17 protein-coding genes are annotated in these 17,789 nt (G+C 60.3%); 13 read left to right on the plus strand and 4 right to left on the minus strand.

Annotated features, from left to right (window positions below):
• Positions 1-14 precede the first annotated feature (14 nt).
• The 10 genes from AB3G88_RS11395 (at position 15) to AB3G88_RS11440 (ending at position 11,586) form a co-directional block, all read left to right on the plus strand.
• Positions 15-830 (plus strand): TIM barrel protein, encoded by an 816-nt coding sequence (locus AB3G88_RS11395; RefSeq protein ID WP_480454066.1) that lies wholly within the window; start codon positions 15-17, stop codon positions 828-830.
• A gap of 10 nt (positions 831-840) precedes the next feature.
• Positions 841-2,772, plus strand: a complete 1,932-nt coding sequence (iolD, locus tag AB3G88_RS11400) for a 3D-(3,5/4)-trihydroxycyclohexane-1,2-dione acylhydrolase (decyclizing) (RefSeq protein WP_099585115.1) — start codon at positions 841-843, stop codon at positions 2,770-2,772.
• 19 nt (positions 2,773-2,791) lie between these two features.
• Complete coding sequence (gene iolG, locus AB3G88_RS11405) at positions 2,792-3,802, plus strand: bifunctional inositol 2-dehydrogenase/D-chiro-inositol 1-dehydrogenase (protein WP_099585114.1); 1,011 nt, start codon at positions 2,792-2,794, stop codon at positions 3,800-3,802.
• Between the two features lie 210 nt (positions 3,803-4,012).
• Entirely contained in the window at positions 4,013-5,041 is a 1,029-nt protein-coding gene (locus AB3G88_RS11410) for a Gfo/Idh/MocA family protein (RefSeq protein WP_191959482.1), read from the plus strand.
• Positions 5,042-5,169: 128 nt separating this feature from the next.
• Positions 5,170-5,346: a hypothetical protein gene (locus AB3G88_RS11415; protein WP_012723783.1), complete on the plus strand. Its 177-nt coding sequence runs from the start codon at positions 5,170-5,172 to the stop codon at positions 5,344-5,346.
• A gap of 48 nt (positions 5,347-5,394) precedes the next feature.
• Positions 5,395-6,324 (plus strand): sugar ABC transporter substrate-binding protein, encoded by a 930-nt coding sequence (locus tag AB3G88_RS11420; protein ID WP_480454069.1) that lies wholly within the window; start codon positions 5,395-5,397, stop codon positions 6,322-6,324.
• Between the two features lie 65 nt (positions 6,325-6,389).
• Positions 6,390-7,943, plus strand: coding sequence for a sugar ABC transporter ATP-binding protein (locus tag AB3G88_RS11425; protein WP_112194944.1), 1,554 nt, complete (start codon positions 6,390-6,392; stop codon positions 7,941-7,943).
• Positions 7,944-7,974: 31 nt separating this feature from the next.
• A complete protein-coding gene (locus tag AB3G88_RS11430; RefSeq protein WP_024076018.1) occupies positions 7,975-8,997 on the plus strand; it encodes an ABC transporter permease in 1,023 nt (340 codons plus the stop codon).
• A gap of 406 nt (positions 8,998-9,403) precedes the next feature.
• On the plus strand, positions 9,404-9,808 hold the full coding sequence (locus AB3G88_RS11435) for a TraR/DksA family transcriptional regulator (RefSeq protein WP_010564800.1): 405 nt from the start codon (positions 9,404-9,406) through the stop codon (positions 9,806-9,808).
• Positions 9,809-10,353: 545 nt separating this feature from the next.
• Positions 10,354-11,586: a methyl-accepting chemotaxis protein gene (locus AB3G88_RS11440; RefSeq protein WP_371929522.1), complete on the plus strand. Its 1,233-nt coding sequence runs from the start codon at positions 10,354-10,356 to the stop codon at positions 11,584-11,586.
• Between the two features lie 48 nt (positions 11,587-11,634).
• Here the strand turns inward: AB3G88_RS11440 and AB3G88_RS11445 are convergent, their stop codons facing one another.
• Entirely contained in the window at positions 11,635-11,871 is a 237-nt protein-coding gene (locus AB3G88_RS11445; RefSeq protein WP_480454071.1) for a DUF2789 domain-containing protein, read from the minus strand.
• Positions 11,872-11,943: 72 nt separating this feature from the next.
• Positions 11,944-12,174, minus strand: coding sequence for a hypothetical protein (locus tag AB3G88_RS11450; protein WP_099585108.1), 231 nt, complete (start codon positions 12,172-12,174; stop codon positions 11,944-11,946).
• Between the two features lie 798 nt (positions 12,175-12,972).
• Here AB3G88_RS11450 and AB3G88_RS11455 point away from each other — a divergent pair.
• Together AB3G88_RS11455 and AB3G88_RS11460 are read left to right on the plus strand one after the other, a co-directional pair.
• The gene (locus AB3G88_RS11455; protein ID WP_177411611.1) at positions 12,973-13,422 is read left to right on the plus strand and encodes a hypothetical protein; all 450 of its coding nucleotides are present in this window, start codon (positions 12,973-12,975) and stop codon (positions 13,420-13,422) included.
• A 133-nt stretch (positions 13,423-13,555) separates the two neighbouring features.
• Positions 13,556-14,557 (plus strand): ABC transporter substrate-binding protein, encoded by a 1,002-nt coding sequence (locus AB3G88_RS11460; RefSeq protein ID WP_480454073.1) that lies wholly within the window; start codon positions 13,556-13,558, stop codon positions 14,555-14,557.
• Positions 14,558-14,629: 72 nt separating this feature from the next.
• On the opposite strand, the gene AB3G88_RS11465 is transcribed toward AB3G88_RS11460, so the two are convergent.
• Together AB3G88_RS11465 and AB3G88_RS11470 are read right to left on the minus strand one after the other, a co-directional pair.
• Positions 14,630-16,756 carry a TonB-dependent receptor gene (locus AB3G88_RS11465; protein ID WP_480454074.1) on the minus strand — a complete coding sequence of 709 codons (2,127 nt, stop codon included), beginning with the start codon at positions 16,754-16,756 and terminating at the stop codon, positions 14,630-14,632.
• A 95-nt stretch (positions 16,757-16,851) separates the two neighbouring features.
• Positions 16,852-17,241, minus strand: a complete 390-nt coding sequence (locus tag AB3G88_RS11470) for a DUF2946 domain-containing protein (RefSeq protein ID WP_099585103.1) — start codon at positions 17,239-17,241, stop codon at positions 16,852-16,854.
• A gap of 91 nt (positions 17,242-17,332) precedes the next feature.
• Here AB3G88_RS11470 and AB3G88_RS11475 point away from each other — a divergent pair, with 91 nt between their 5' ends.
• Positions 17,333-17,770: a DUF3995 domain-containing protein gene (locus AB3G88_RS11475; protein WP_112194952.1), complete on the plus strand. Its 438-nt coding sequence runs from the start codon at positions 17,333-17,335 to the stop codon at positions 17,768-17,770.
• Positions 17,771-17,789 lie beyond the last annotated feature (19 nt).

The raw sequence follows: 17,789 nt of genomic DNA on the forward strand, positions 1-17,789 counted from the left end.
GACGGAGAACAACAATGAAGTCGCCTCTACGCTTTGCCCTGAACCGCATGGTCGCACCCAACCTGTCCCTGCCGGATTTCATCCAGTTGGCGGCCGCGCTCAAGTGCGATGCCATCGAAATTCGCAATGACCTGAAAAACCGTGAAATCGAGTACGGCACCCCGGCCAGCCGCGTGCGTGAGTTGTGCGCGGTGCAGGGCATTACCGTGCTGTCGATCAACGCGCTGTACCCCTTTGATGTGTGGAACGACGAGCGCCGCGCCCAGGCGATCAAACTCGCCACCTACGCCCGTGAATGCGGCGCCCAAGGGCTGGTGATGTGCCCGCTCAATGAGCCCGGCGACACGCGCAACGATGCCCAGCGCGCCGCCGGTTTGCGCACCGCGTTGAGCGAGTTGGCGCCGATCCTGCGCGAGTACGGGATTCTCGGTTTCGTCGAACCCCTGGGCTTCGAAGAATCCGCCCTGCGCCGCAAGCGTGTGGCGGTGGATGCGATCAAGTCCATCGGCGGCCTGGATGTGTTCCGTGTGGTGCACGACACCTTCCACCATCACCTGGCCAATGAGCACGAGTTCTTCCCGGAGCTGACCGGCCTGGTGCATATCTCCGGTGTGGAAGATGCCGACGCGCCGCTCAACTCGATTCGCGACGGCCACCGTGTGCTGGTGGGTGAGGGCGACATCCTCGGCAATGCCGCGCAGATCGACACCTTGCTCAGCACCGGTTACAGCGGCTACCTGTCGTTCGAGCCGTTTGCGACCAGCGTGCATGAGTTGGCGGATATCCAGCACGCGTTGGGGGCAAGCATTGCCCACCTGCAAAATCGTTAAGGGGCGCGACATGACCACCACCCGACTGACCATGGCCCAGGCCCTGGTGAAGTTCCTGGATAACCAATACATCGAAGTCGATGGCGTGCAGAGCAAATTTGTCGCCGGCGTTTTCACCATTTTCGGTCACGGCAATGTGCTGGGCCTGGGCCAGGCGCTGGAGCAGGACAGCGGCGACCTGGTGGTGCATCAGGGCCGCAACGAGCAGGGCATGGCCCACGCCGCCATCGGGTTTGCCAAGCAGCATCTGCGCCGCAAGATCTATGCGTGCACCGCCTCCGTCGGGCCCGGCGCCGCCAATATGTTGACCGCAGCGGCGACCGCCACGGCCAACCGTATTCCGTTGCTGCTGCTGCCCGGCGACGTGTACGCCAGCCGTCAGCCGGACCCGGTGCTGCAACAGATCGAGCAGTTCCATGACCTGAGCATCAGCACCAACGATGCATTCCGTTCGGTGAGCAAATACTGGGACCGTATCAACCGTCCCGAGCAACTGATGACCGCTGCGATCCATGCGATGCGCGTGCTCACCGACCCTGCGGAAACCGGCGCCGTGACCCTGGCGCTGCCTCAGGACGTGCAGGCCGAAGCCTGGGACTATCCCGACTATTTCCTGCAAAAACGTGTGCACCGACTCGACCGTCGTCCGGCCACTGCCGCGATGATCGGCGATGCATTGGCCGCTTTCCGGGACAAGCGCAAACCGTTGATCATCTGCGGCGGCGGCGTGAAGTACTCCGGCGCGAATGCGGCGTTGCAGGCGTTTGCCGAGCGTTTTGATATTCCGTTCGCGGAAACCCAGGCGGGCAAGAGCGCGGTGGTCTCCAGCCATCCGCTGAATGTCGGCGGCATCGGCGAAACCGGCTGCCTGGCGGCCAACCTGCTGGCGCCCGAGGCGGACCTGATCATTGGTATCGGCACCCGTTACACCGACTTCACCACCTCGTCGAAATCGCTGTTCAAGCATGGCGAGGTGAGGTTCCTCAACCTCAATATCAGCCCCGCCGACGCCTTGAAGCTGGACGGCGTGCAGGTGTTGGCCGATGCCAAGCTGGCCCTGGAAGCGCTGGCCGATGCCCTCGGCGATTACCGCTCTGGCTGGGGCGGGCAGGTTGCCGAGGCCAAGGCGCAGTTGGACGCCGAAGTGGACCGTGTGCACCAAGTGGAATACGAAGGTGACGGCTTCGTCCCCGAGGTCGACGACCACCTGGACCGCGCCGTACTGCGTGAATTTATCGAGTTGACCGGCTCCTGCCTGACCCAAAGCCGCGTGCTTGGCGTGCTCAACGAAACCCTGGCCGACGACGCGATCATCGTTGCCGCCGCCGGCAGCCTGCCGGGCGATTTGCAACGCGCCTGGCGCAGCAAGGGCGTGAATACCTACCACGTCGAATACGGCTACTCGTGCATGGGCTACGAGATCAACGCGGCCCTCGGCGTGAAGCTGGCCGAGCCGACCAAAGAGGTCTACGCGCTGGTCGGCGATGGCTCCTACATGATGCTGCATTCGGAGCTGGCCACCTCGATCCAGGAGCGGCGCAAGATCAACGTGGTGCTGCTGGACAACATGGCCTTCGGTTGCATCAACAACTTGCAGATTGGCAATGGCATGGACAGTTTCGGCACCGAGTTCCGCTACCGCAACCCCGAGAGCGGCAAGCTCGACGGCGGGTTGGTGCCGGTGGATTTCGCCATGAGTGCGGCGGCCTATGGCTGCAAGACCTACAAGGTCAGCACCGTGGAACAGCTTGAAGCGGCCCTGGCCGATGCGCGTACGCAAACCGTGTCGACCCTGATCGACATCAAAGTGCTGCCCAAGACCATGATCCACGGCTATCTGTCGTGGTGGCGGGTGGGGGTGGCGCAGGTGTCCACCAGCGAACGCACGAATGCCGCAGCGAAAAAACTCAATGAACACCTGGCGAAGGCCCGGCAGTACTAATAACAAGAGGAGTGTTTGTATGTCGTTGAAGCTTGGAGTGATCGGTACCGGTGCCATCGGCCGTGACCATATTCGTCGTTGCAGCCAGACCCTGCTTAACAGCCAGGTGGTGGCGGTCACCGATATCAACCTTGAGCAAGCCGCCAAGGTGGTTGCCGATTTGAAGCTGGACGCCGAGGTGTATCCGGACGGCCATGCGCTGATCAACTCGCCGCAGGTCGAGGCCGTTCTCGTGACTTCCTGGGGCCCGAGCCACGAAGAATTCGTGCTCGCCGCCATTGCCGCCGGCAAGCCGGTGTTCTGTGAAAAGCCCCTGGCGGTGACTGCCGAAGGCTGCCGCAAGATCGTCGAGGCCGAAGTCGCCCACGGCAAGCGCCTGGTGCAAGTGGGTTTCATGCGCCCGTACGACGAAGGCTATCGCGCCCTCAAGGCAGTGATCGACAGCGGCCAGATCGGCGAGCCGTTGATGCTGCACTGCGCGCACCGCAACCCGACGGTGGGCGAGAACTACAAGACCGACATGGCGATCACCGACACGCTGATCCACGAGCTGGACGTGCTGCGCTGGTTGCTCAATGACGACTACGTTTCCGTGCAAGTGGTGTTCCCGCGCAAAACCAGCAAGGCCCTGGCCCATCTGCGTGACCCGCAGATCGTGCTGCTGGAAACCGCCAAGGGCACGCGCATCGACGTGGAAGTGTTTGTGAACTGCCAGTACGGCTATGACATCCAGTGCGAAGTGGTAGGGGAGACCGGCATCGCCAAACTGCCGGAGCCTTCACAAGTGCAGATGCGCAGCGGCGCCAAGCTGTCGAACGCGATTCTGATGGACTGGAAGGATCGGTTTATCGGCGCCTATGACGTTGAGTTGCAGGCCTTTATCGACAGCGTGCGCGCCGGGCAAGTCGGCGGGCCGTCGGCGTGGGATGGGTTTGCAGCGGCAGTAGCGGCAGATGCGTGCATCCAGGCGCAGAGCAGCGAGCAGATCGTCAAGGTGAGCTTGCCGGATCGTCCGCACTTCTACGGCTGACACTCGGTCGAGGTTGGAGGGGGCATGGGTATCTACACAATTCTCAAAGGCTTACACATAACACTGTGGTGAGCGGGCTTGCCCGCTCACCACAACAGCCCATTGCCATAGATTCAACATCCACTCGAAGTTGTGTAGATACCTATGCTCATCGGGGGCAAGCCCCCTCCCACATTTGATTGGGTTTGCACTTTAAAGAAGGAGTGAATCATGCGAATCGGACTAGTCGGCTACGGCCATGGAGGGCGCTTTTTTCATGCGCCGCTGATTGCCACATTGCCCGGCGCCACGTTCGTTGGCGTCGTCACCCGTTCTCCTGAGCGGCGCCTACAGTTGAATACCGACCACCCAGGCGTCCAGGCTTTCAACTCCATCGGCCAGATTGTCGAAGCCGGTGTCGACGCGCTGGTCATCTCCACCACCCTCAAAGGCCGCCCGGCCCTGGTGCTGGAGGCCATTGAACACGGCGTCGCGGTGGTCAGCGACAAACCCTTTGCCGCCAACGCCGAACAGGCCCAGGCGCTGATCACGGCCGCCGAGCGCCATGAGGTGCTGCTGAGCGTTTACCAGAACCGCCGCTGGGACTCGGACTACCTGACCTTGCGCAAACTGATCGACGCCGGCGCCCTTGGCACCATCACCCGTTTCGAATCCCGCGTGGAACGCTACAGCCCCCAAGCGGTGGGCAATGCCAGTGGCGGCGGTTGGCTGCGTGATTTGGGCAGCCATTTGGTGGACCAGGCGCTGCAACTGTTCGGCCCGGTGGAGCGGGTGTTTGCGCAATTGCACTACACCGCCGAACACCCCAGCGTCGACCACGGTTTTTTTGTCTCCCTGACCCACGCCAACGGGGTGATTTCCCACCTCTGGGGCAACGCCCTGCAAAACAGCCAGGCCCCGCGTTTTCGCGTCAGTGGCAGTTTGGGTTGTTACACGGTGGACGGCCTCGATGGCCAGGAAGAAGCGCTGATGGCCGGCAAATCGCCGAAAACCGAAGGCGAGCACTGGGGCGCCGAGGAGCACCGACGCTGGGGTTGGTTCGAGCAAGGGGATGAGCGTGAACGGGTGCCATCGGAAAAGGGCTGCTGGACGCAGTTCTATCGTCAATTGCAAGCCGCCGTGCAAGGGCAGGGACCTTTACCGGTAGACGCCTATGAGGCGCTGGAAACCACCCGTATATTGGACGCCGCACGCCTGAGCGCCGAGCGCCAGCAGGTGGTTTCAACAAAAATAGAATAAAATTCTAAAACAGGTTGATATGGAAATTATTTTCCAATAAAGTCTTTTCCAGGTTGCATAAAGTACGTCTTGGGCTCGACCCCGGCGACTCAACAAAAACAAGATCAAAAACAACCAGGTACCGTCAGATGAAAATCTTCAACGCTGTACTGCGAGTTTTACGCCCTGCTCACACGCCACGCGGTCTGCCCCGCGCCCGGCCGTTCTACTTCTCCTTCCTTAATGTGCTGTGCGTCGAAAACAAAGGCGCGCTGGTCTGCTGCATTCCTGGCGCACCGGTCGTACGACTGCCCGCCGAGCTCTGATAAACGCAACGTCCAAAAAACCAACAAGAAAGTGGAGACAGACCGTTCATGAAGACCCCGATCCGTTTTACCGCGCTGGCCCTGTCCATGCTGCTCGCCAGCGGTGTTGCCTCGGCTGCTGATCTGAAGATAGGCGTGAGCATGTCCGCCTTCGATGACACCTTCCTCACCTACCTGCGCGAAGACATGGACAAGCAAGCCAAGTCCTACCCTAAAGGTGATGGCGTGCAGCTGCAGTTCGAAGACGCCCGCGCCGACGTGGTGAAGCAACTGAGCCAGGTCGAGAACTTTATCAGCCAGAAGGTCGACGCCATCATCGTCAACCCGGTGGACACTGCCTCTACGGCGAACATCATCAAGGCCGCTACCACCGCAAAAATTCCGCTGGTGTTCGTCAACCGCCGCCCCGACAGCCCAACGTTGGCGCCAGGCGTCGCGGCAGTGGTGTCCGATGACGTCGAGGCCGGCAAACTGCAAATGCAATACATCGCCGAAAAACTCGGCGGCAAGGGCAACGTCGTGATCCTGTTGGGTGACCTGGCGAACAACTCCACCACCAACCGCACCAAGGGCGTGAAGGAAGTCCTGACCAAGTACCCAGGCATCAAGATCGAGCAGGAACAGACCGGCATCTGGTTGCGTGACAGGGGCATGACCCTGGTCAACGACTGGTTGACTCAAGGCCGCGATTTCGACGCGGTGCTGGCCAACAACGATGAAATGGCGATTGGCGCGTCCATGGCGCTGAAATCGGCAGGCAAGAAAGGCGTGCTGATCGCAGGTGTCGACGGCACGCCGGACGGCCTCAACGCGATCACCAAGGGCGACATGACCGTGTCGGCCTTCCAGGATGCCAAGGGCCAGGCGGACAAATCGGTGGAGACGGCGCGCAAGATGGCCAAGAACGAACCCATCGAGCAGAACGTGGTGATCCCGTTCCAGTTGATCACCCCGGACAACGTCAAAGACTTCAAGTAGCCCTGACATAACAACAATAAACCGGCAGGGCGGTCGTGCCCGCCCTGCTGATGGAGTACCTCCCTATGCTCGCTCAAGCCGCTGTCTCGCAGCCCCCCGGTCTCCAGCCGCTGGCGCTGGAAGAACCCTACCTGCTGGAAATCGTCAACATCAGCAAAGGCTTTCCCGGCGTCGTGGCCCTGGCCGACGTGCAACTGCGTGTACGCCCTGGCACCGTACTGGCGCTGATGGGCGAGAACGGTGCAGGTAAGTCGACCTTGATGAAAATCATCGCCGGCATCTATCAGCCCGACGCCGGTGAAATCCGCCTGCGCGGCAAGCCCATCGTATTTGAAACGCCCCTGGCGGCCCAGAAGGCCGGGATCGCGATGATCCACCAGGAACTCAACCTGATGCCGCACATGAGCATCGCCGAGAACATCTGGATCGGCCGCGAGCAGCTCAACAGCCTGCACATGGTCAACCACCGCGAAATGCACCGCTGCACCGCCGAGTTGCTGGCGCGCCTGCGCATCAACCTCGACCCGGAAGAACACGTCGGCAACCTGAGCATCGCCGAGCGGCAGATGGTCGAGATTGCCAAGGCGGTGTCTTACGACTCCGACATCCTGATCATGGACGAACCGACGTCGGCCATTACCGAGAAGGAAGTGGCCCACCTGTTTTCGATCATTGCCGACCTCAAGTCACAGGGCAAAGGCATCGTCTACATCACCCATAAAATGAACGAAGTGTTTGCGATCGCCGATGAAGTGGCGGTGTTCCGTGACGGCCATTACATCGGCCTGCAACGTGCCGACAGCATGAACAGCGACAGCCTGATCTCGATGATGGTCGGGCGTGAGCTGAGCCAGTTGTTCCCGGTACGCGAAACGCCTATCGGCGAGCTGCTGATGTCGGTGCGCGACCTGACCCTGGACGGCGTGTTCAAGGACGTCTCCTTCGATCTGCATGCCGGCGAGATCCTCGGTATTGCCGGGCTGATGGGCTCTGGCCGCACCAACGTGGCGGAAACCATCTTTGGCATCACCCCCAGCAGCAGCGGCCAGATCACCCTGGACGGCGCACCGGTACGCATTACCGACCCGCACATGGCCATCGAGAAAGGCTTCGCGCTGCTGACCGAGGACCGCAAGCTCAGTGGGCTGTTCCCGTGCCTGTCGGTGCTGGAAAACATGGAGATGGCCGTTCTGCCGCATTATTCGGGCAACGGTTTTATCCAGCAGAAAGCCCTGCGCGCCTTGTGTGAGGAGATGTGCAAGAAGCTGCGGGTGAAGACCCCTTCGCTTGAGCAGTGCATCGACACCTTGTCCGGCGGCAACCAGCAGAAAGCCTTGCTCGCCCGTTGGCTGATGACCAATCCACGCTTGCTGATCCTGGATGAGCCGACTCGCGGTATCGACGTCGGCGCCAAGGCCGAGATCTATCGCTTGATCTCGTTCCTGGCCAGCGAAGGCATGGCGGTGATCATGATTTCCTCGGAGCTGCCTGAAGTGCTGGGCATGAGCGACCGGGTGATGGTGATGCACGAAGGTGAACTGATGGGCACCCTGGACCGTGCGGATGCGACCCAGGAAAAAGTCATGCAGTTGGCCTCCGGTATGTCCGTGGTCCACTGAAGAATTGCACAGAATAAGAAGGTGATTGGCTATGAACGCAATAACAGACAACAAGCCTGCCACGGCACCGGTCAAGCACCGGCGTCGACTGCCCACCGAGCTGAGCATCTTCCTGGTGCTGATCGGCATCGGCCTGGTGTTTGAGTTGTTCGGCTGGATCGTCCGGGACCAGAGCTTTTTGATGAACTCCCAGCGCCTGGTGCTGATGATCCTGCAGGTGTCGATCATCGGCCTGCTGGCCATCGGGGTGACCCAGGTAATCATTACCACGGGGATTGATTTGTCGTCCGGGTCGGTTTTGGCGCTGTCGGCGATGATCGCCGCCAGTTTGGCGCAGACCTCCGACTTTTCCCGAGCCGTGTTCCCAAGCCTGACCGATTTGCCGGTGTGGATCCCGGTAGCGATGGGGCTGGGTGTGGGACTGCTGGCGGGGGCGATCAACGGCAGCATCATTGCTGTCACCGGTATCCCGCCGTTTATCGCCACACTGGGCATGATGGTGTCGGCCCGTGGCCTGGCGCGTTACTACACTGAAGGCCAGCCGGTGAGCATGCTTTCGGACTCGTACACGGCCATCGGTCATGGCGCGATGCCGGTGATCATCTTCCTGGTGGTGGCGGTGATCTTCCATATCGCCCTGCGCTACACCAAGTACGGCAAGTACACCTACGCCATCGGCGGCAACATGCAGGCGGCGCGGACCTCGGGGATCAACGTCAAGCGCCACCTGATCATCGTCTACAGCATCGCGGGCCTGCTGGCTGGCCTGGCCGGTGTGGTGGCCTCGGCACGCGCTGCCACCGGGCAGGCGGGCATGGGCATGTCCTATGAGCTGGACGCGATTGCTGCGGCGGTCATCGGCGGCACCAGCCTGGCGGGCGGGGTAGGGCGCATCACCGGCACGGTGATCGGCGCGCTGATCCTCGGAGTGATGGCCAGCGGGTTTACGTTTGTGGGGGTGGATGCGTATATCCAGGACATCATCAAGGGCTTGATCATTGTGGTGGCGGTGGTCATCGACCAATACCGCAACAAGCGCAAACTCAAGCGCTGACGCAGTACAAAATGTGGGAGGGGGGCTTGCCCCCGATAGCGGAGTGTCGGCCAGCAGATTTATTTACTGACCCACCGCTATCGGGAGCAAGCCCCTACCACATTTGAAAATCACCAGGCAGATCTAACCGTTTGTCTTCTATATAGCTCCACAAACTTGAATTTCTTGCTATAAACGCACTCCGATAACCGTTCGCCAAGCCCGTTCTGGTGCCTTTTGGGGTTGTATCGGTAAAAATGCCTGTCTTTTCAGTTGCTGCGCCCTCAAGTCGGCCTTAGACTGCCGCCCCTCGTAAATTGAGTGCCGGGTGGCGCTTGGAATGGATGGCGCCCTTCCGAGACCTGCAGAGGTCGGCCGGAACGCTCCCTTATTCGCCTTAATGCACGTATTTTTTATAGAGAAATCAATGACAAAGGAAAAGTTGCTGGCCATGCCGGCGGATGACTACATGAATGCCGAACAGCACGCTTTTTTTGAGCAGTTGCTGCAAGACATGAAAGTGGAGCACCACGAGCGCATTGAACAGAACCGTATCGCCATTGAAAGCCTGGACACCCCGGCTGACCCGGCCGACGCTGCTTCCGTGGAAGAAGAGCGCACCTGGTTGGTAAACGCCATCGACCGCGACCAGCGCATGCTGCCGCAACTTGAGCGTGCACTGGAACGCATCAAGGAAGATTCCTTTGGCTGGTGCGATGACAGCGGCGAGCCTATCGGCCTCAAGCGCCTGCTGATCAGCCCGACCACCAAGTACTGCATCGAAGCGCAAGAGCGCCACGAGCAGATCGACAAGCACCAGCGTCAAGCCTGATGCGGTGAAGCTGGGGGCCGTGTAGGCGGCTCCCCAGAGAAAAACCCGTTACACCCCGTCTATTGATCTGCTGCAAGCCACCCCACTAAAGGCCCATGGATAATGGCCCGATAGTGGCGTTTAATGCAGGCACAATAACGACAAGCAGCGGGGTAACGAAGATGGCTGGAGACGGAACTCTGATGGGCGCAGCAGTGCCACCCGATGCGGTGGTGCGCGGGTTGCCCGGCTGGTTGATGCCGCTCTTGCAGAGCACCGCCCTGGTGCTGGTCCTGCTGGGCCTTGCGTTGGCCAGCCTGCCGCTGTATCTCTGCCTGCCATTGACCTTGCTGGTCATCTGGTTGCCCCGCCTCAAAAGTCCCAAGCCTGTGATTGCGCAGTCTGATGCCGCCGATGCGATGGGCGAGCTGACCCGCGATCTGTCCTATACCACCAGCCATAACGCATTGTCCGCCGCCGGCGTGGCCTATTCGGTCAAGCAACTGGCTGCGCGTGTGCAGTCGCAATTGAGCGCGGCCAAGCAGATTGTCAACAATGCCGAAGTGATGATCGGCACCGAGAAGATCACCTCCCAACTCAGCCGTGAGGCCTTGGCGGCCGCCAGCCAGGCCCATCAGCGCAGCACTGAAGGTCGTGAAGTGCTGGCCCAGTCGATCATCCGCATGCACCAGCTCAGCCAGCGCGCCAACGCCAGCCGCGAGCTGATCGAAGCCTTGAGTCAGCGCAGCGAAGAAATCCAGCGCGTCACCCTGGTGATCCAGTCCATCGCCAGCCAGACCAACTTGCTGGCGCTTAACGCCGCGATTGAAGCGGCGCGGGCCGGTGAGCATGGGCGCGGGTTTGCCGTGGTGGCGGACGAAGTGCGCGGGCTGGCCGGTCGTACCGCCACGGCCACCGATGAAGTCGGGGTGATGGTGGCGGACATCCAACAACGCACGGCTCAGGTGGTGGAGCAGATTCGCCAGTTGTCGGCGGATCTGCACACCGGCGTCGAGCAAGTGGAGCAAGCCGGCGAGCAACTGCACAGCATCGCCAGCCTGGCGGCGGATGTGGAAGGGCAGGTCAGTGAGATCGCCCAGGGTACCGACACCAACCGCGCCCAACTCGATAGCTTGTTCCACGCCGTTGAGCAGATGCGCAGCGACCTGGACGTGAGTGACCAGCAAACCCGCCAACTGGCCGACGCCGCCGTGCAAATGGAGGGGCAGGCAGAAACCATCAGCGAACGCCTGGCGGAGGTCGGGCTGGATGACTATCACCAGCGTGTCTACGACCTGGCGCGCGAAGGGGCCAGCCGCATTGCCGCGCAGTTCGAGGCAGACGTGCAGCAAAGCCGCATCAGCCTGGACGACTTGTTCGACCGCAGCTACACGCCAATCCCCAAAACCAGCCCGAGCAAGTATCACACGCGCTTCGACGGTTACACCGACCAGGTGTTGCCGGCGATTCAGGAGGCGCTGCTGCCGCGTCACGAAGGGCTGGTGTTTGCGATTGCCTGCACGCCCCAAGGCTATGTGCCGACCCACAACAAGGCGTTTTCCCAGGCGCTGACCGGAGATGCCCAGGTGGATGCGGTGCAGAATCGCACCAAGCGCAAGTTCGAGGACCGCACCGGGATTCGTTGTGGCAGCCATCAGCAAGCGGTGCTGTTACAGACCTATACCCGTGATACCGGCGAGCTGATGCACGACCTGTCGGTGCCGATCATGGTTCTGGGGCGGCATTGGGGTGGCTTGCGTCTGGGGTACAAGCCTGAGGGCGCGAAGGCTCTGCGTTAGGCGCTTGTGCAAGCGCCTGCGAGCTGCAGGCGGTTTGCGGCGACGGGGTTACCGAGGTTGATGCAGGCGCTGGTTGAGCTCATCCACGCAGATGGCCCATTCGGCGTCTTCACGCAGTTCTTCCTTGAGAAACTGAGCCTGTTGCGGCGTCCAGAACGGGGCGTCGATCAATTTGACGTCGTCACGCAGCGGGTGCGCGGCAATGAAAGCGTCGATGGCTTGCGGCGACGAGTCCAGGCCCAGTTGTTCAAATAACGTTTCGAGTGTAGGTAGTGGCGCGTCCATATCAGTCTCCCTGCGGGTTTTAGGATCGTTACGCATGGGAGGCTTGTGGCGCGGTAGAGTTCGATCGGATTGTCAGGAGGTCAGCGCCCCTGAATCCACTGCGGTCTTGAGCGCCAGGGCGGATTCCTTGCCAGCGATGGCAGCGGTATCCAGTGTCTTGAACCAACGGTCCTTTTCCACCTGGTGCGTGGTGACGGTGGTCAACGGTGGCTTGGCGCGCATCACGATCACTGCTTGAAACTCACCGTCTACTTCCCTTGCGTCGCCGTGGATGAAAAATTCGCCAATATCAAATTCCGTCACGTATAGCCTTCCCTTCGAGGTAACCAACTGCACTGATGAAACCTGACCCAAGCGGGGCCAATTTCAATGGACGGGCCAGTATGGCAGTTGTTGAGGGGCGACGGCGCAGTAAAGTCATCCGGGTGACGAAACGATCCCGTCGTGCAGGGAGGCCTCCAGCCGCTTGGCCAGTTCGCAGGCCTGGACATGGTCGCTGCGAAAGCCTTTGACCCTGCCGCTGGTGACTTCGCGGATATGAAAGAAGTTTCTTCCGGCCGGTACTACCTGGTAAAGAATAGAATTGGGGTACCCGTTGGGACTGTGCAAGCAGTAGTATTGGTGTTCGTCCTGAAACGATGAGCGAATTCGGGAAGACGTAGCGTCGTTTGGGCGTCGGTGCATGGTCGGCTCCTGTCGATCGATCTTTGTTGACCCAGCAGCAGCGTTACAGGTGGTTTTAACCCGCGTTGCTGTTTTAGTATTGTCGTCGGCAGCCGGCCGTTGGTTCCATGCCAGGCTGTCCTGGCTTGTTTGAATTGTCGGAAACTACGTTTTTTAAGGGCGTTATTCTCTGAAGCGGGTCGACCGGTATTCTCTGGTTATTGAACCTGTGATCTCCTGTGATGGCTGATGACCTTGCACAAGGCTCATTGTGTACGTCGGTACTAGTCTTCGGACGCAGCCGCGAGATCTTCTTCAGTTTTTCTATGAATGTGTTGTGTGATCGTGCCGAGATGGCCGTTTTTTTGTGCTGCCCGCTCTGGCGGACAGCGCTCTTTTCGATGTGGGGGCGTTTCCTTGGCAGTCAGTAATCTGGATATGCACGCGTTGTTCGTGCTGGGTGATTTGCGCGCAAAGTTGGTCAAGCAGTTTCAATCCCGTTTCGTTTACATCACTGAGCAGACGCCAGAAGGCATCTACGTTGCCGAAATCGACACCGAGGCAGCGATGGTCGTGGATGACAAACCGCGCCTGGAGCTCAAGGTGGGTGACCATTTTCGTGCTGCGGTACTGCCCAGTCGCGAAGGTGGGAAGTTTGAACTCAAGTTCCGCGATATCAAGTTGACGGTGTATGGCCTGGGCGACTACGCCTTTGTGTCGACGGCCGATGGCTACGGCATCGTCTTCAAGGAAGGCCACAGCGTGATGCTGGTATTTGCGGCCAACGAACAACTGCAGGAAGGCCTGACCAAAACCCTCAAGGCCGTGACCGGCAAGGCCGCCAAATGGCGCAAGGGTGAGCTGGTGACATTCAAGGCCAGCGAATAACCAGCAAATACAGCGAACATCTCCTATCTCCCGGAACCTCTACTACAGTTGAGTTGACTTAACTATTCAGAGGCTTCGCGCTTAGTCAGCAAAGCCGTCCGCTGTTTGCTGTGATATCGCGAGGTGCAAGGGCATGAAAGGATTGAGAACGCTGTTGGCGGCGTCGTTGACGGCCATGAGCCTGTCAGTGTCGGCCGCACAGGCGCCGGTACACTTTGCCGACCTGAACTGGGAAAGCGGCAGCCTGATCACCGAAATACTGCGGGTGATTGTCGAGAAGGGTTATGACCTGCCCACCGACACCTTGCCCGGCACCACCATTACGCTGGAAACCGCTCTGGCCAAGGACGACATCCAGGTCATCGGTGAGGAGTGGGCGGGACGCAGCCCGGTGTGGGTCAAGGCCGAAGCCGAGGGTAAGGTTGCGGGCTTGGGCGATACGGTCAAAGGTGCCACCGAGGGTTGGTGGGTGCCGGAATACGTGGTCAAGGGCGATCCCGCCAAAGGCATCAAGCCCCTGGCGCCGGACCTCAAGAGCGTGACGGACCTGGCCCGTTACAAGGATGTGTTCAAGGACCCGGAATCCCCAGGCAAGGGGCGCTTTCTCAACAGCCCCATCGGCTGGACCTCGGAAGTGGTCAACAAGCAGAAGCTCAAGGCTTATGGCCTTGACGACAGCTACGTGAACTTCCGCAGTGGTTCGGGGGCGGCGCTGGATGCCGAAATTGCCTCGTCGATCCGCCGGGGCAAGCCGGTGTTGTTTTACTACTGGTCGCCGACGCCCTTGATGGGCCGCTATAAGTTGATCCAGTTGGAAGAGCCGCCGTTCGATGCCGAAGCCTGGAAAACGCTGACGGATGCGGATAATCCCGATCCAAAGCCTACGCGCTCCCTGGCGTCCAAATTGAGCATTGGTGTGTCTACCCCGTTCCAGAAGGAACATCCGCAGATTGCGGCAGTTTTCGAGAAGGTCGAATTTCCGATAGAGCCGCTGAATAAAGCCTTGGCGAGCATGAGCGAGAAGCACACACCGCCACGGGAGGTGGCTCAGGTGTTCATGAAAGAGCACCCTGAAGTGTGGAAGGCCTGGTTACCGGAGGATGTGGCGGGGAAGGTGGAGGCAAGCTTGAAGTAAGTCTTGCTAGCTGCTGAAGGTCAAACTGTGGGAGCGAGCAAGTCCGCTCCCACAGTTGATTGCATTCCAGGTTTAGAAACGGGTTTGCAGCGCGACCTCGAAGGTTCTCGGCGAGCCCAGGTAATAAGCCGGCGACACATGGGCAAACTCGGCATACACCTCATTGGTCAAGTTACGCACCCGGCCAGTGACCGAAGTGTGAGCATCCACCTTGTAGCGCAGGAACGTGCCAAACAGGGTGTAGGCGGGCACGGTCATCGTATTGGCGTTATCCGCATACACCTCGGCGACATAACGTGCGTCCACGCCCCCTTGCCAGTCCTCGGCGAAATCATAAGTCAACCACAGGTTACCTACGCGCTTGGGCACGTTGGTCGGTGTATTGCCCTTGCGCGAAACCACCGCACCGCTGGCGATCTTCTCGTTGAACTCGTCGTACTCCGCATCCACCCAGGCGAAGTTGCCCTCTGCCAGTAACCTCGGTGTGAGGCGCAGCGAACTGGCCAGCTCGATGCCCCTGGACGACTGCGCGCCGACCGGGATACTGCTGGTCGGGTCCTGCGGGTCGGTGACGGCAAAATCCTTGCGCTCGATCCGGTACGCGGCCACGGTGGCTGAGCCACGCCCGTCCAGGTAGTCGAACTTGCTGCCCACTTCCCACTGCTTGCCAGTCGATACATCGAACACCTGCGTGGTGGTGTTCGGTTGCTCGGCGGCGGTGCTGTACTGCACGTAAACATTTGCTGATGGGACAAACTGATAGGTCAGGCCCACCCGGCCGGTCACCGGCTCCCAACGGCGCTTGAAGTGCTGCGGGTTGGTGGCCGTGACTGCGCGGTGGTTGGTCACATCCAGGTCGATGGCGTCATAACGCATGCCGGTCAGCAACGAGAGCTTGTCGGTGAGGCCCAGTCGGTTCTCCACGAACAGCGCTTTGGTGGTGACTTCATTGGTCTTGTCCTTACCGAACTTCTCCTGGGTTCGCGGTAGGTCGTAGAAGTGGCCGGGGTTGAAGGCGTTCGGATCCGCCGTGCTGTTGCCCGGCACATTCCAGGGCGTGTTAGTGGTGCTGTTGACCTTGTACTCAAAGCCGCCGGACCACGTGGTCGACAGGCCAAAGACACGGGCGTCATGGCGCAGCTCGAACTGGTTGCCGTTCTGTTCACCTTGATGGCGCACCTGGTAGGCGGTGGAGCGGTTCACCGCGCTGTTATTGGCGTTGTACTGGTAGGTCTCCAGGTTCCGGTAGTCGCGTTGGCTGTCGAGATGATAGAGGGTGTTTTTCAGGGTGGTGCTGTCGTTGATCCGGTAGTCGATGATCGAGCGTGCCCACAGCGTGCGCTGCTCATAACGACCGTCTGCAACGTTGTAGTTGTTGAAACGGTTATGTGTGTCGATTTTCAACTCGCCGGCCTTGGGGTTGAGCACGGGCGTGCCCCAATACGGGCTGTCTTCATGCTCATCCTGATATTCCAGGGCCAGGGTGTGGGACAGGTTGGGGGTGAGGTCGCTGAGCAGGGAAAACGCCAGGCTCCAGGCATCGCGTTGAGCGCGGTCGATGTAGCTGTGATTGGTGTTGCGGCTGACGTCCAGGCGCGCATAGTGCTGCACCTCGGCGCCCGGTTCGGTCAGGGCATGGTTCACGCCGAAGGCCATGCCGGCCGTGTCGTAGCTGCCATAGGTCAGTTGGCCTTCGGCAGCGTGTTCCTCACGGGTCGCCAACTTGGTCACGTAGTTCAGCGAGCCGCCCACGGAGCCGGCCCCGTTGATCAGGGAGGAAGGGCCGCCGACCAGTTCCACCCGATCATAGATCCACGCATCCACCGGCCGCGCCAGGCCGGTGGCAACGTTGATCCCATTGAACATCTGGGTGATCTGGCTGCTGGTAAATCCACGATAAGACACAAAACCTCCAAATCCCGGCGGAGCGCTGGCATTGACGCCAGGCAGGGTGTTGGCGGCATCACGGAAGGTCTTGGCGCCGTGGCGTTCAATATCGTTGCGATTGGCAATGGCTACTGACGCCGGGGTTTCCCGCACGCTCAATCCCAAGCGCGAAGCCACGCCGCTGGATTGCTCCAGGCTCAGGCCGGGTTCGGTTGTTGACTCGCCATCAATGGTGGTCGGGGCCAGCTCGATGGCCCAGGTGCAGACAGGCAGGCAGCCGAACAGGCCCGCCAACAGGGGTAAATGTTTCATGGTTGAATCCTGAAAAACTTGGCTTGAAAGCAACGCACAGCCTTGCGTATTTCCTTGGGGAAACGGTGGCCGGTGCAGATCGGAAAGCGAAGAGATCAGGTGAAGGCAGGCGGGGCACGCGGATTAGCCGTGGGCCAGGTGACGCGGGCGGGGGTGTCAGCGCGGGTGACGATTGCTGGCGGTGGTGCGTGAGGTTGTGGCAACACCGCCACATTCAGGCTGGAGCTGAGCGCCGGCCCCATACCCCCGGTGGAACACAGTGGGCAACCAAATGCCTTGGACAGCGTGGGCAGGTTTTCATCGGTGGAGTTGGACGGCTTGGGCGCCTGGGTACGCGGGTCCACGGTACAGAACTGACCGCCGATGCCATTGAGCTGCATCCCGACCATCTGCCCATGCCCAATACTGCAGACGAACACATTGAACAGGACGCAGCAATACAGCATCCAGGCAATGAGTGAGCGGTCGGCACGGGCAAGTTTCATGGGGCGGCACTTTACCATCAGCCGCCGACGAAATGCCTGCAAAAAATCCCTGGGCGACTATCCTGTTTCGCACCTTTGAGGAGAGCCAGCCATGAGCTTTGTCATCGCACGGTGGATCGTCGGCATTTTTACCTGCATCAGCATGGTCCACCTGTACTGGGCGGCGGGCGGCAAACTCGGCAGCCTGGCGGCCATCCCGCAGCTCCCGGGCGAATTCGCCAGCGGGCCTCGTCCTGCGTTCAAACCATCGGCTTTGGGCACATTTCTGGTGGCAATGGGGCTGGTCGCGATTGCACTGCTCGTCTGCCTGCGAGCCGGGCTGTATTTCTCGCCGGTATCCCACGGAGCATTGCAGTGGGGGATCAGTGCGATAGCGTTGGTGATGTTTGCCAGGGCGATTGGGGACTCGGAGTTGGTGGGGTTTTTCAAGAAGGTCGGCGGGTCGCGGTTTGCGAGGATGGATACGTGGGTTTATTCGCCGTTGTGTTTGGGGTTGGGGGTGGGGTTGTTGGTGGTGGCGTGGGGGTGAGGCCCGATCGTTTTTTTAG

Source organism: Pseudomonas arvensis, assembly GCF_056688935.1.